General features: G+C 75.2%; 4 protein-coding genes. All 4 read left to right on the forward strand.

What is annotated here, in order from left to right; all coding sequences use genetic code 11:
• Positions 1-124: 124 nt before the first annotated feature.
• The 4 genes from AB0N31_RS23245 (at position 125) to AB0N31_RS23260 (ending at position 14,310) form a co-directional block, all read left to right on the forward strand.
• Positions 125-8,881, forward strand: a complete 8,757-nt coding sequence (locus tag AB0N31_RS23245; protein ID WP_366060305.1) for an amino acid adenylation domain-containing protein — start codon at positions 125-127, stop codon at positions 8,879-8,881.
• Complete coding sequence (locus AB0N31_RS23250) at positions 8,874-12,689, forward strand: alpha/beta fold hydrolase (RefSeq protein ID WP_366060306.1); 3,816 nt, start codon at positions 8,874-8,876, stop codon at positions 12,687-12,689. The genes AB0N31_RS23245 and AB0N31_RS23250 overlap by 8 nt, the downstream gene beginning before the upstream one ends.
• A gap of 70 nt (positions 12,690-12,759) precedes the next feature.
• A complete protein-coding gene (gene ccrA / locus AB0N31_RS23255) occupies positions 12,760-13,989 on the forward strand; it encodes a crotonyl-CoA carboxylase/reductase (protein ID WP_366060307.1) in 1,230 nt (409 codons plus the stop codon).
• Between the two features lie 126 nt (positions 13,990-14,115).
• A complete protein-coding gene (locus AB0N31_RS23260) occupies positions 14,116-14,310 on the forward strand; it encodes an antitoxin (protein ID WP_366060308.1) in 195 nt (64 codons plus the stop codon).
• The last annotated feature ends 81 nt before the right edge of the window (positions 14,311-14,391 follow it).

The following is a 14,391-nucleotide window of genomic DNA, read 5'->3' on the forward strand; positions in this document are numbered from 1 at the left end:
CCCGTGAGCCCACCCGGCGCGCATCCGCACGCGAGGGCGGCACGGAGCGGTGGCCGCACCCGTCCGATCCGGCCGGGCCCTCGTCCGTCCGGGACATTACGGCTTGTCACGTGAGGGTTGTGCTATGTCACTGCAGGAGGACGACCGCCGACCGCTGTCCGGAGCCCAGGAGGGCCTCTGGTACGCCGGGCGGCTCGCGCCGGACAGCGCCGCGTACAACACCGCGGAAGCGGTGGAGATCCACGGGCCCCTGGACACCGGCCTGTTCGAGGCCGCGCTGCGGCGCACCGTCGGCGAGGCCGACACCTTCGCCCTGCGTTTCGTGGACACCGACGACGGTCCTCGCTGCCAACGCGCTCCGGACGCGGCCGACTGGAGTCTGCACCGGGTCGACGTCAGCGGCGCCGAGGACCCCGAGGACGCCGCCCGGGCCTGCATCCGCACCGACCTGGCCACCCCCGTGGACATGGAGAAGGGCCCGCTGTTCTCGCACACCCTGCTGACCCTGGCCCCCGACCGCTTCATCTGGCTGCTGAGGGCCCATCACATCCTGCTCGACGGCTACAGCTACAAGCTCCTCGGACGGCGCCTGGCCCAGACGTACAACGCCCTGGCCGAAGGGCGCGAGCCCGACCCCTCCGGGTTCGAGCCGGTGAGCCGGCTCCGGGCGGAGGAGGAGGCCTACCGGGGCTCCGAACGGCACGTCCGCGACCGTACCCACTGGGCGCGGCGCCTGGCCGGGCTGCCGGAGCCCGCCCGGCTCACCTCCCGGACGGCCGCCCCCACCGCCCCCTTCCTGCGCCGCACCGCCGAGCTGGAGCCCGCCGAGGCCGCCGCCCTCGACGCGGCGGCGGCCCGTCTGGGCGTCTCGCGCACCGACCTGCTGACCGCCGCCACCGCCGTGTACCTGCACCGGATGACCGGCGCGGGGGACCTGGTGCTCGGTCTGGCGACGATGAGCCGGCTCGGCAGCGCCGCCCTGCGCACCCCCGGCACCGCCTCCGACGTCCTTCCGCTGCGGGTGGCGGCCGCCCCCGGCACGCCCGTCGCGGAGCTGGTGCGCGCGGTCGCGGACGAACTGAAGGCCCTGCGCCGGCACCAGCAGTACCGCGGCGAGTTCCTGCGCCGCGACCTGGGCCTGCTGGGCACCGGACGCCGACTGTACGGGCCGGTCCTGAACATCGTCCCGTTCGACGAGTCGCCGGTCTTCGGCGGCCACCCCACCACCTGGCACCACCTGTCCGGCGGCGCCGTCGACGACCTCCAGATCTCCGTACGGCCCGGGGCGCGGACCGGCGGCATGTGGCTCGCCTTCGACGCCAACCCCGCCCTGTACGAGGAGGACGAACTCGCCCTGCACCGCGACCGGTTCCTCACGGTGCTGCGCCGACTGGCCGAGGCCGGGCCGGCCACGCCGCTGCGGGACCTGGACGTCCTGCTGCCGGGCGAGCACCCCCGCGACACCCCCGTACGCGCGTACCCCGTCGAGCGCACCCTGACGGAACTGTTCGAGGAGCAGGCGGCGCGCGTGCCCGGGCGAACCGCCGTCACCTGCGGGGACGAACACCTCACGTACGCCGAGCTGAACGCCGAGGCCAACCGTCTGGCCCGGCTGCTGGCCGAACGCGGCGCGGGTCCCGGCCGGGTGGTGGCGCTGGCCCTGGAGCGCGGCCCCCGGCTGCTGCCGGCGCTGCTGGCCGTCCTCAAGACGGGCGCGGCCCACCTCCCCCTGGACCCCGGCCATCCGGCCGAGCGGCTGCGACTGGTCGTCGAGGACGCGGCCCCCGTCGCCCTCGTCACCGAGCACGCCCACGCCCACCTGGCCGGGCACACGGTTCCCGCCGTCCTCCTGGACGACCCGGAGGTCACGGCCGACCTCGCCCACCGATCCGCCACCGACCTCACCGACGCCGACCGGCACGGGCGGACGAGCCCGTCCGACATCGCCTACATCATCCACACCTCCGGCTCCACCGGCCGCCCCAAGGGCGTGCCCGTGCCGCACGCGAACGTCGTGCGGCTGTTCGCCGCCGCGGCCGAGCACTTCGACTTCGGCGCGGACGACGTGTGGACGCTGTTCCACTCCTACGCCTTCGACTTCTCGGTCTGGGAGATGTGGGGCGCCCTGCTGCACGGCGGCCGGCTCGTCGTCGTCCCGTACGCCGTCAGCCGCTCGCCGAAGGACTTCCTGGAACTGCTGCACCGGGAGGGCGTGACCGTCCTCAACCAGACGCCGTCCGCGTTCGAGCAGCTGATCGACGCCGACCGCGAACGCGACGGTGACGCCGGGGCGTTGCGGTACGTCGTCTTCGGCGGCGAGGCCCTGCGCCCGGCGGCCCTGCGCCCCTGGGCCGACCGGCACGGCCTGGACCGCCCGGCCCTGGTGAACATGTACGGCATCACCGAGACCACCGTGCACGTCACCCACCACCGCGTCACCCGGTCCGACCTGGACGACCCGCGCCGCGCCCACGTCATCGGCACCCCGCTCGCCGATCTGCGCGTCCACCTGCTGGACCCCGAGGGCCGCCCGGTGCCGCCCGGCGCGACCGGCGAGATGTACGTCTCCGGCGCCGGCGTGGCCGCCGGGTACCTGAACCGGCCCGAGCTGACCGCCGAACGCTTCCTCGACGACCCCCACGGCCCGCCCGGTACCCGCATGTACCGCTCGGGCGACCTGGCGCGGCGCCGCCCCGACGGCACCCTCGACTACCTCGGCCGGGCCGACGCGCAGGTGCAGCTGAGGGGCTTCCGCATCGAACCGGGCGAGATCGAGGCGGTCCTCGCCGCCCACCCGCGCGTCGCCCGGGCCGCCGTCGTGGTCCGCCGCGCCGACAACGGCGCCCGCCAGCTCGTCGCCTACACGGTGGCGGCGGGCGAAGGACCGGCGAGCCCCGCCGAACTGCGCGCCCACGCCGCCGCCCACCTGCCCGAGTACATGGTCCCCGCCGCCTGCGTCCCCCTGGACACCCTGCCGCTCACCGCCAACGGCAAGCTCGACGTGCAGGCTCTGCCCGCCCCGGACTTCACCGCCGAGGCGTCCGGCACCCGCCCCGGGACGCCGCAGCAGAACGTCGTCTGCGCGCTGTTCGAGGACGTCCTGAAGCTGCCCCGGGGGACCGTGGGCATCGACGTGAACTTCTTCGACCTCGGCGGCGACTCCCTGCTCGCCACCCGCCTGCTGGCCCGCCTGCGGCACGAGACGGGCGCCGAGATCCCCATCACGGCCCTGTTCGAGACACCGACACCGGCCGCCCTCGCCCACCGGCTGGCCGCGCAGTCGGACGCCGCCCCGCCGCGGCCCGCCCTCGGCGACGCCGTACGCCCCGAGCGCGTACCGCTGTCCTTCGCCCAGGAACGCATGTGGTTCCTCAACCGGCTCGACGACGGCGCGGCCACCTACAACATCCCGCTCCTCGTCCCGCTGGACGCCGACCTCGACACCGAGGCGCTTCAGGCGGCCCTCGGCGACCTGACCGACCGCCACGAGAGCCTGCGCACGGTGGTCGCCGAGCACGACGGGGTGCCGTACCAGCGGATCGTGCCGCCCGGCGAGCTGCGGCCGCGGCTGCACCGCGTCGACTGCCCCGCCGCCGAGACCGCCGCCCACGTCGCCGCCGCGCTGCGGCACCGCTTCGACCTGACCGCGCAGAGCCCGCTGGCCGCCTGGCTGCTGGGCACCGGCACCGACCGGACCCTGCTGCTCGTGCTGCACCACAGCGCGGCCGACGGCTGGTCGCTGCGGCCCTTCGCCGACGACCTCGGCACCGCGTACGCCGCCCGCCGCGCGGGCCGGGAGCCCCGGTGGACCCCGCTGCCGGTGCAGTACGCCGACTACGCGCTGTGGCAGCGTGCCCTGCTGGCACCCGAACCGGACGGGACGGGCCGGCTGGAACGGCTCACCGCCCACTGGCGCACCGCGCTGGACGGGGCGCCCGAGGAGTGCACCCTCCCCGCCGACCGCCCGCGTCCCGCCGCGCCGCGCGGCGGCGGCGCGCACGTCGAGACGGTCGTGGACGCCGCCGTGCACCGCGACCTGCTGAGCCTGGCCGACCGTGAGAACACCAGCCTGTTCATGGTGCTGCACGCCGCCGTCAGCGCCCTGCTCACGCGCTGCGGCGCCGGCGAGGACATCGTCCTCGGGACCCCGGTCGCCGGCCGCACCGAACCCGCCCTCGACCACCTCGTCGGCCTGATCACCAACACCCTGGTCCTGCGGGCCGACACCTCCGGCGACCCCGCCTTCCGTGACCTCCTCGCCCGGCTGCGCACGGCCGACCTGGCCGCCCTCGACCACCAGGACCTGCCCTTCGACCGGCTGGTCGACGAACTCAACCCGCCCCGCAGGGCCGGCCGGCACCCCCTCTTCCAGGTGATGCTGGCCCTGCAGAACAACGAACCCGCTGTACTCGAACTGGACCGCCGGCGGACCGAGTTGCGACCGACCGCCACCGGAACCGCGAAGTTCGACCTCTTCGTGGACGTCCTGGAACGCCGCACTCCCGACGGGACCGCCGACGGCCTCGCGCTGCACGTCGAGTACGCCACGGAGCTCTACGACACCGGTACGGCCGAGGCGTTCGCCCACGCCCTGCACGACGTCCTGCGCACGGTGTGCGCCGACCCCGGGGCCCGCGTCGGGCGACTGCCGGCCATCCCCGACCGCACTTTTGCCCCGGCCCGTGCCGACACCGCGGAGCTGGAGGAGACGGCACGGGCCGTGCCCGGCATCCGTGACGCCCGCGCCCTCACCGGCGCGGACGGTGAGCCGCCGTGCCTGTACGTGGTGCCCGGGCGGGCGGACGCCGCGGAACGCGTCGAGGACGCCCTGGACCGCGCGGGCCACGGCACGGTCCGCGTCACGGCGGTCAACGCGCTGCCCCTCGACGCCGACGGCGCCGTCGACACCGGGGCGCTGCGTGCCCTGCCCGTCGTCGACCGCACCGCGGCCGAGGCCTGGCGGGAACGGCTGGCCCGCCTCCCCGGCGTCACCGCCGTCGAGGTGGCGGCGGAGAACATCCCCGAGGAGCTCGGGCGCCGCCACGCCGGCCTGCCCGACCGCACCGCAGGACCCGCCCCGGCCGCGAGCACCGAAAGCACCGTCACGACCCCCTTCGTCCCGGCGCTCAGCGAGGGCCCCGCGCTGTCCGAGCCGTCCGTGTCCGGCTGGGCACAGGCTTTGCGACGCGCCGCCGAGCTGGACCGGGGCGACATCGTCCACGTCCACCCCGACGGCAGCGAACACCGGCGCAGCTACGCCTCGCTGATCCCGGAAGCCTCACGGGTACTGGCCGGTCTGCGCCGGGCGGGCCTGCGCCCCGGCGACCGGGTCATCCTCCAGTGCGACGTGAGCGAGGACTTCCTCGCCGCGCTGTGGGGCTGCGTCCTCGGCGGCTTCGTCGCCGTCCCGCTGACCGTCCCCGCCTCCTACGACACCCCCTCGGCGGCGCTCACGAAGCTGGAGGGCATCTGGCGGATGCTGGGCCGGCCCTGGATCGTGTGCTCCGCCGGCCGCGAGGCCGGGCTGCGTGACGTGGCCGCCCGGCAGGCGTGGTCCGGGCTGCGGCTGACCACCGCCGACGCCCTGCGCGAGGCACCGGAGGACCACGACTGGCACCCCGCCCGGCCCGACGACCTCATCCTGATGCTGATGACGTCCGGCAGCACCGGCCTGCCCAAGGCGGTGCGCCTCACCCACCGCAACGTGCTGACCCGCTCCGCGGCCACCGAGCAGACGAACGGGCTGGACGCCGCCGACGTCTCGCTGAACTGGATCCCGCTGGACCACGTCACCGGCGTGGTGATGTTCCACCTGCGGGACGTCTACCTCGGCTGCCGCCAGATCCACGCCCCCACCTCCTGGATCCTCCAGGACCCGCTGCGCTGGATGGACCTGGCCGACCGGCACCGGGTCACCGTCACCTGGGCGCCCAACTTCGCCTTCGGACTCCTCGCCGAGGAGTCCCACCGCTTCACGGACCGCACCTGGGACCTGTCGCCGATGCGGCTGGTGATGAACGCCGGCGAGGTCGTCGTGGCCGCCGCCGCCCGCCGGTTCCTGCACGCGCTGAAGCCCTTCGGCCTGCCACAGGACGTGATGCACCCCGGCTGGGGCATGTCCGAGACCTGCTCGGTGGTCACCGACGCCGTCCTGCCCGGCGAACCCGCCGAGAACGAGGACACGTTCGTCAGCTGCGGCCGTCCCTACCCCGGCTTCGCCATGCGGATCGTCGACGAACAGGGCAGGGTCCTCGGCGAGGGCGAGGCGGGCCGGTTCCAGGTCCGCGGCACCTCGGTGACCGGCGGCTACCACGACAACCCGGCGGCCAACGCCGAGGCGTTCACCGAGGACGGCTGGTTCGACACCGGCGACCTGGCGTTCCTGCGCGGGGGAGAGCTGTACATCACCGGCCGCGCCAAGGACGTCATCATCGTCAACGGCGTCAACCACTACAGCCACGAGATCGAGGCCTGCGTCGAGGAACTGCCGCACGTGGAACGCAGTTTCACCGCCGCGGTCGCGGTGCGCTCCGATCCCTCCTCGCCCACCGACGAACTGGCCCTCTTCTTCCACCTCGCCTCCATGGCCCCCGACGCCCCCGACACCGACACGGCGGCGGCCCTGCGGGAGATCGCCGGCAAGGTCACCCGGGAGATCGGCGTCAGCCCCGCCTTCCTCGTCCCGGTCGAGCCGCACGACATCCCCAAGACCGAGATCGGCAAGATCCAGCGCACCAGGCTGCGCAAGAGCTTCGAGGCGGGCGCCTTCGACGACGAGGTCCGCAGGGCACAGCTGCTGCTGGGCACCGCCGCCACCGTGCCCGACTGGTTCCTGCGGCCGGTGTGGCAGCGGGCGGAACGCCCCGGCGCACGCGCGACCCCCGCCGGCCGCCACACCCTCGTGCTGACCGGCGCCGACCCCGGGGTCCAGCGGCTCGCCGACCGGCTCGCCGACGCGCTGCGGTCCGGCGGCGGCCTGTGCACGGTGGTCGGCGACGGACCGGCGTACGCCCGGATCGACGCGGCCCGCCACCGCGTCCGGCCCGCCGAGGAAGCCGACTACACCGAGCTGCTGAGGCAGCTGGAGCGCGATCAGCGCCCGGTCGACGCCGTCCTGCACCTCGACGGTCTGCGCGGCGCCGGAGCGTCGGAGCAGGCGCCGTACGACACGACCGGTACGGAGCGGTTGCTCGCCCTCGCCCGCGCCCTCGCCGCCCGGCCCGGCCGGCCGCGCCCCGTCGACCTGGTCCACGTCTCGACGGGCGCCCAGGCCGTGCGTCCCGAGGACCGCCCCTGCCCGACGCACGCCATGGCGGGCGCCCTGCTCCGGTCGCTCGGCGAGGAGTTCGGCTGGCTGCGCGGAACACACCTCGACCTCGCGCCGGACGAGGACGCGGACCCGCTGCCCGTCCTGCTGGCCGAGTCGACGGTCGCCGCGGACGGCGCGGAGGTGGCGTACCGCGACGGCCGCCGGCACGTACGCCGCCTCGCCCCCCTGCCCGACACGCCGTCCCGCGACCGGGCGCCCGCGCACGACGGCTTCACCCTGATCACCGGAGGGCTCGGCGGCGTCGGCGCCGAGGTCGCGGCCCACCTGCTGCGCACGCCCGGTACGCGGCTGCTGATCGTGGGCCGCACCCCGCGGTCCGAACTGGACCTCCGGGGAGCCGAACCGGCCCGCGGGGAGGTCCTGCGGCGGCTGCGCGAACTGGGCGAGGTCCGCTACGCCCGCGCCGACGTCACCGACGAGCACCAGGTGCGGGCCGCGGTGGACGCGGCCACCGAGGCCTGGGGCGTGCCGCTCGCGTCGGTCCTGCACCTGGCCGGAACCCTGGTCGAACGCCCCGTGGGCGACCTCGACGCGGCCACCTGGCGCCGGGCCCTGGCGGCGAAGGCGCGCGGTGCGTGGGTCCTGCACCGCCTCACCGCCGACCACCCGGCCGTCTCCCTCACCACGTTCTCCTCCGTCAACGGCTACTTCGGCGGTGCCATGAACGCCGCCTACGCCGCCGCCAACGCCTACCTGGACGCCCTCGCCCAGCACCGCCGAAGCCTCGGCCTGCCCGCCCGGTCCCTGGCCTGGAGCATGTGGCGCGAGCACGGCATGAGCCGCGGCTACCGGCTCACCGCGCTCACCGAGGCCCGCGGCTACCGGCTGCTCGACGCCCCCGCCGCGCTGCGTTCGTTCGACCTCGCCCGCACCCTGGACGAGCCGCATCTGCTGATCGGCGCCGACCGCACCGCTCCCTGGGTCCGCAGCCACCTGGCGGCCCCGGTCCGTCAGGTGCGGCGCCTGGCCGCGCGCGTCGGCCTGGAGGACGGCACCGACCTGGGCGCCCTGCACCGCGCGGCGGCCGACGGCGCCCGCGCGGCCGGCCTGGGCGACGACTGGACGCTGCGCTCCGCGGGCACCACCGAACACCGCGACCAGGCGGACCCGGGAGAGGGACTGCGGCGGCTGGAGAGCCGGCTCGCCGAGGTGTGGTGCGGCGTACTGGGCCGCGACCGGGTGGGGCGGGACGAGAACTTCTTCGACCTGGGCGGCAACTCCCTGCTCCTCGTCACCGCCCAGAGCGCCGTGAACAGCGCCTTCGACGCCGACCTCTCCGTCGTCGACCTGTTCGCGCACCCCACCGTGCGGGATCTGGCCCGCCGCCTGTCGACGCACACCGGCACCGGGACGGCCGCGCAGCCGTCGCCACCGTCCGACTCCGACTCCGGGTCCGAGGCCCCGGGACAGCGGGCCGCCGGCCCCGCGGCATCACGGTCCTCCGAAGTCGCCCCCGGCGGCCTGGACCGCGCCAAGGAACAAGCACAGCGCCAGCGTGCGGCCCGCGCGCGCCGCACCGCACGGCAAGGGAAGGACCGAGGCCATGCCTGAGATCACCGAACCGTACGACCAGCAGGTCCCCGCCGTCGCCGTCATCGGCATGGCCGGCCGCTTCCCCGGCGCCGCCGACCTCGACACCTTCTGGGACAACCTCGCGGCGGGCCGGGAGTCGGTACGGCCCGTCCCCGACGAGGAGTTCCTCGCCGCGGGCGGCGACCCGCGCGACCTCGACGACCCCTCACTCGTGCGCATGGCCTCCGTCGTCGAGGACATGGACCGCTTCGACTCCGGCTTCTTCGGCTACAGCCCCGCCGAGGCCGCCGTGGTCGACCCGCAGCAACGGCTGCTGCTGGAGACGGCCTACCATGCCCTGGAGGACGCCGGCTGCCTCGGCGGCGACCGCACGGGCGACGCGTTCGGCGTGTACGCGGGCAGCGGCGACAGCCGCTACTACCCCGCCCACGTGTACCCGCGCCACGCCGGGCAGCCCGGCTCGGTGGCGCTCGTGCACGCGGCCACCGCCAACTCCCTCGGCACCCTCGCCACCCGCGTCTCCTACGAACTGGGCCTCACCGGCCCGAGCGTGTCGCTCCAGACGGCCTGCTCCACCGCGCTGGTCGCCGTGCACACCGCCTGCCAGGACCTGCTCGACCACCGCTGCGACACCGCGCTGGCCGCCGCCGTCTCCCTCAACCCCTCGGCCGCGCTGGGCTACCGGCACGTGCCCGACGGCCCCTTCTCACCCGACGGCCACTGCCGGGCCTTCGCCGCGGACGCCGCCGGCACCTCCTCCGGCGACGGCGTGGGAGCCGTCGTGCTCAAGCGCCTGGAGGACGCCCTCGCCGACGGCGACCGCATCCGCGCCGTCATCCGCGGCAGCGCCGTCAACAACGACGGCCGCCGCAAGGTCGGCTTCAGCGCGCCCAGCGCCGCCGGGCAGACCGAGGTCGTCCTCGCGGCGCAGGCCCAGGCGGAGGTCGACGCCAGCACCATCGGCCTGGTCGAGGCGCACGGCACCGCCACCAGGCTCGGCGACCCGATCGAAGTGGCCGCGCTGACCGAGGCGTTCCGGCAGAGCACCCGGCGGACCGGGTTCTGCGCCCTGGGCTCGGTGAAGACCAACATCGGCCACCTGGGCGCCGCCGCCGGCATCGCCGGGCTCATCAAGGCGGTCCTGGCCCTGGAACACCGGCAGATCCCGCCGAGCCTGCACTTCGACCGGCCCAACCCGCTCATCGACTTCGCCTCCGGCCCCTTCCGCGTGCCCACCGCCCTGGAGGACTGGCCCGCGGGCGACCAGCCCCGCCGGGCCGCCGTCAGCGCCTTCGGGATCGGCGGCACCAACGCCCACGTCATCCTGGAGGAGGCCCCGCCCACCGTTCCGGCCGCGCCCCGCCCGCCCGCGGACGGACGCCGGCTGGTGCTGCCGCTGTCCGCGCGGACCGCCGGCGCCCTGCGCGGCCAGGCCGAAGCCCTCGTCCGGCACCTGGAGCGGCGGCCCGAACTGCGCCTGGACGACATCGCGCACTCCCTGCGCGCCGACCGGCCCGCACTGCGCCACCGCCTCACCGTCACGGCGGCCGACCGCGAGGAAGCACTCGACGCCCTGCGCACCGCCGCACCGGGCACCACGCCGCCGTCCGACGAGCCCGCCCGCGTGGCGTTCCTGCTGCCGGGCGGCGGCACCCAGTACGCCGGCATGGGAGCGGAGCTGTACCGCGACCACGGCGTCTACCGCGACACCGTCGACGAGTGCGCCCGCATCCTGCGGCCCGCACTCGGCGCCGACCTGCGCACCACGCTGTTCGAGGAGCGGCAGCCCGACGACACCGCCGCGTTCCTCGGCCTCGTGGTGACCGAGTACGCCCTGGCCCGCACCCTCATGGAACAGGGCGTGCGCCCGGACGCGCTCATCGGCCACTCGCTCGGCGAGTACACGGCGGCCTGCCTGGCCGGGGTCATCGACCTGGAGGACATGCTGCCCCTGGTCACCGAACGCATCCGGCTCATCGCCTCCGCGGGCGGTGCCACCGTCGGTGTGGCCGCCCCGGCCGAGGACATCCGGCCCCTGCTCGACGACGAGCTGTCCCTGGCCGCGGCCAACGGCCCGGGCGCCTGCACCGTCGCCGGACACCTCGGCCCGGTCGCCCGCTTCGAGGCCGAACTCACCCGCCGGGGCATCCCGTTCCGCCGCCTGCGCATCCCCGTCGCCGCGCACTCCCACGTCCTGGACCCGGTCCTGCCGGCCTTCGAGACCCGCCTGCGCCAGGTCACGCTGCGCCCGCCGCGGATCCCGTACGTCACCAACGTCACCGGCACCTGGATCACCGACGCGCAGGCCACCTCCGTCCGGCACTGGCTCGACCACACCAGGAACACCGTGCGGTTCGCCGACGGCATCACCGCCCTGTGGGACCGCCTGCACCCCGTCCTGGTGGAGATCGGGCCGGGGGACACCCTGACCAAGCTGGCCACCGGCAGGCTCGCCGACGAGACGCCCGTGACGGTGACCACCATGCGGCACGCCAAGGCCGAGGCCTCCGACGGATTCGTCCTCGCGGAAGCCCTGGGCCGGCTCTGGAGCGCGGGCGTGGACACCGCCCTCCCGCCGGCGCCGGACACCGCCCGACGGGTCCCGCTGCCCCCGTACGCCTTCGAACGCCACCGCCACTGGATCGACGCCCCCGGCGCCCGCACGCACCCCGACGCGCCCGACACCCCGGCCGCGGCGGAAGCGGACCCGGCCCTCGCCCCCCGCCCGCGGCTGACCACCGAGCACGTGCCGCCGCGCTCCGACCGCGAACAGGCGGTGACCCGGCTGTGGGAGGAGGCTCTCGGTATCGGCGGCATCGGCGTGCACGACAACTTCTTCGACCTCGGCGGCGACTCGATGCGCGCCGTGCTGCTGGCGGGCCGGCTCCGCCAGGCCGGCGTCCTCGACGTACCGGCGGCCGAGCTGCTGGCCGCGCCCACGGTGGCCGGGATCCTCGCCGCGTCCGACGGACAGGACCGGGACACGCGGGGGACCGCCCCCACCGCGCTCGGCCCGCTGCTGCCGCTGCGCGCGGAGGGCACCGCCACCCCCCTGTTCTGCCTCCACCCCGGCGCGGGCGTGTCCTGGCGCTACACGGGCCTGCTGCCCCACCTCGGCGGCGACCAGCCCGTGTACGGCATCCAGGCGGTCGGCCTCGACGGCACCAGGCCGCCCGCACCGGACGCCACCGCCATGGTCGACACCTACCTGGACCTGGTACGGCAGGTGCAGCCGCACGGCCCGTACCGGCTGCTGGGCTGGTCCTACGGCGGTTTCGTCGCCCACGCCATGGCCTGCGCGCTCCAGGCGGGCGGCGAGCGGGTCGAACTCCTCGCCATGCTCGACGCACCGCAGCCGCACGGCACGACGTACGACCCCGGGGCGGCGGAACGACAGGTGGCGGCGCTGCTGTCGCGGGTGACCGGACTGCCCGTCGAACGGGGGGCCGCGCCACCGGACGTCGACACCGTCCTGGACCGTATCGACGCGGGCCTCGCGGCCGACCCGTCCAGTTCGCCCGTCACGCGTGCCGAAGCGGCCGCCATCGCCGCCGTCATGCGCAACAACCTGCGCCTCGCACCCCAGTTCGCGCCCGGCGTCTTCCGCGGTGACGTGCTGTTCTTCAGCGCGGCGGGGGAGGAGCCCACCAACTTCCCGACGGACCTGGCGGTGCAGCCCGGCAAGGCCGACGGCTGGCGGCCCCACGTCGACGGCACCCTCCACGACCACCGGGTGCCGTGCGGCCACTACGAGATGACCGAGCCCGAGCCGATCGCCCGCATCGGCGAGGCGGTCGCCAAGGCCCTGCGCGGACTCCGGGCGTGAGCCGCAGGACGGCGTCCATCCCCGTTCCCGACCCCCACCGAGTACGCCCCGACCGTTCAGGAGATTCCGCGTGACCGCGACCCAGGACCTCTACGAGCTCGGCGACGCGCCCGAGATCGGCACCGCCCCCGAGAAGATGTACGCCTCGCTCATCCGCCGCGAGCGCTACGGCCGGCCCGTCGACGCCTTCCGCACCGAGGTGGTCGACGTCCCGCCCGTCGGCCGCGGCCAGGTCCTGGTCAAGGTGATGGCGGCCGGCATCAACTACAACAACGTGTGGGCGGCGCTGGGTTCGCCGCTCGACGTGATCGCCGCACGGCAGAAGGCGGGCGCCACCGAGGACTTCCACATCGGCGGCTCCGACCTGTCCGGGATCGTGTGGGCGGTCGGCGAGGACGTGCGCGGGGTGAAGCTCGGCGACGAGGTCGTCGTCCTCGCCAGCCGGTGGGACGAGAAGGCCGAGGACATCCGCCTGGGCGGCGACCCCGCCTTCTCCACCAGCCAGCGGGTGTGGGGCTACGAGGAGAACTACGGCTCCTTCGCCCAGTTCGCGGTCGTCGACGACTACATGTGCCACCCCAAGCCGGCCCGGCTGTCCTGGGCGGAAGCGGCCTGCTACATGGCCACCGCCGCCACCGCCTACCGCCAGCTCTTCGGCTGGGAACCGCACACGGTACGCCCGGGCGACCCGGTGCTGGTCTGGGGCGGCGCCGGCGGACTGGGCTGCATCGCCATCCAGCTGGTCCGGCACGTCGGCGGCATCCCGGTCGCCGTCGTCTCCAGCGAGGAACGCGGCGAGTTCTGCCTCAAGCTGGGCGCCAAGGGGTGGATCGACCGGCGGGACTTCGGCCACTGGGGCCGGCTGCCGGACACCTCCGACGAGGCCGCGACGGCCCGCTGGCTGACCGGCGCCCGCGCCTTCGGCCGGCGCTTCTGGGAGGTGCTCGGCGAGCGCCGCAGCCCGCGCATCGTGCTGGAGCACTCGGGCGCCGACACCATTCCCACGTCCATGTACCTGTGCGACAACGGCGGCATGGTCGTCATCTGCGGCGGCACCACCGGCTACAACGGTGACGTGGACCTGCGCTTCCTGTGGATGCGGCAGAAGCGGCTCCAGGGCTCGCACGTCGCCGGCGCCCGCGAGGCACGGGAGATCACCCGGCTGATCGACCAGGGCGTGGTCGACCCCTGCCTGTCACGGACCTTCGCCTTCGACGAGATCGGCCTGGCCCACCAGCTCATCCACGACAACCGCCACCCGGCGGGGAACATGGCGGTGCTGGTGAACGCCCGGGTGTGACGGGCCCGGCGGCCGGCCCCGGCCGCCGCGGAGCGGATCCCGTCCGGCGGGCCCGGGGTGATTCGCCCCGGGCCCGCGGGGTACTCGCGGCCGGGTACGACGCATGCGCTATCGCGGGAGGTACCCATGGGCAAGCTGGGCGACATGGCGAAGAAGGCCAAGGAAATGGCCAAGGGCCACCCGGACCAGGCCGACAAGGGAGTGACGAGCGCCGAGCGGATGGCCGACGAGCGGACGGGGAACAAGTACGACGCCCAGACCGACAAGGCCGCCGACGCGGCACGTCGTACCTACCGGGACAGCGGTCCGACGGAGCGCTGATCCTCATGTCCGGCTTTCGGCCCCCGGCGCTGTGCGCCGGGGGCCGAAAGCGTGCGGCCGGCCCGGCGGCGCGGACGCGGC

It is taken from the genome of Streptomyces sp. NPDC051051 (genome assembly GCF_040682975.1).
Taxonomy (GTDB): Bacteria; Actinomycetota; Actinomycetes; order Streptomycetales; family Streptomycetaceae; genus Streptomyces.

Coding starts and splice junctions, on each gene's coding strand:
- AB0N31_RS23245 (WP_366060305.1), top strand. CDS start 125: ATGTCACTGCAGGAGGACGACCGCCGACCGCTGTCCGGAGCCCAGGAG.
- AB0N31_RS23250 (WP_366060306.1), top strand. CDS start 8,874: ATGCCTGAGATCACCGAACCGTACGACCAGCAGGTCCCCGCCGTCGCC.
- AB0N31_RS23260 (WP_366060308.1), top strand. CDS start 14,116: ATGGGCAAGCTGGGCGACATGGCGAAGAAGGCCAAGGAAATGGCCAAG.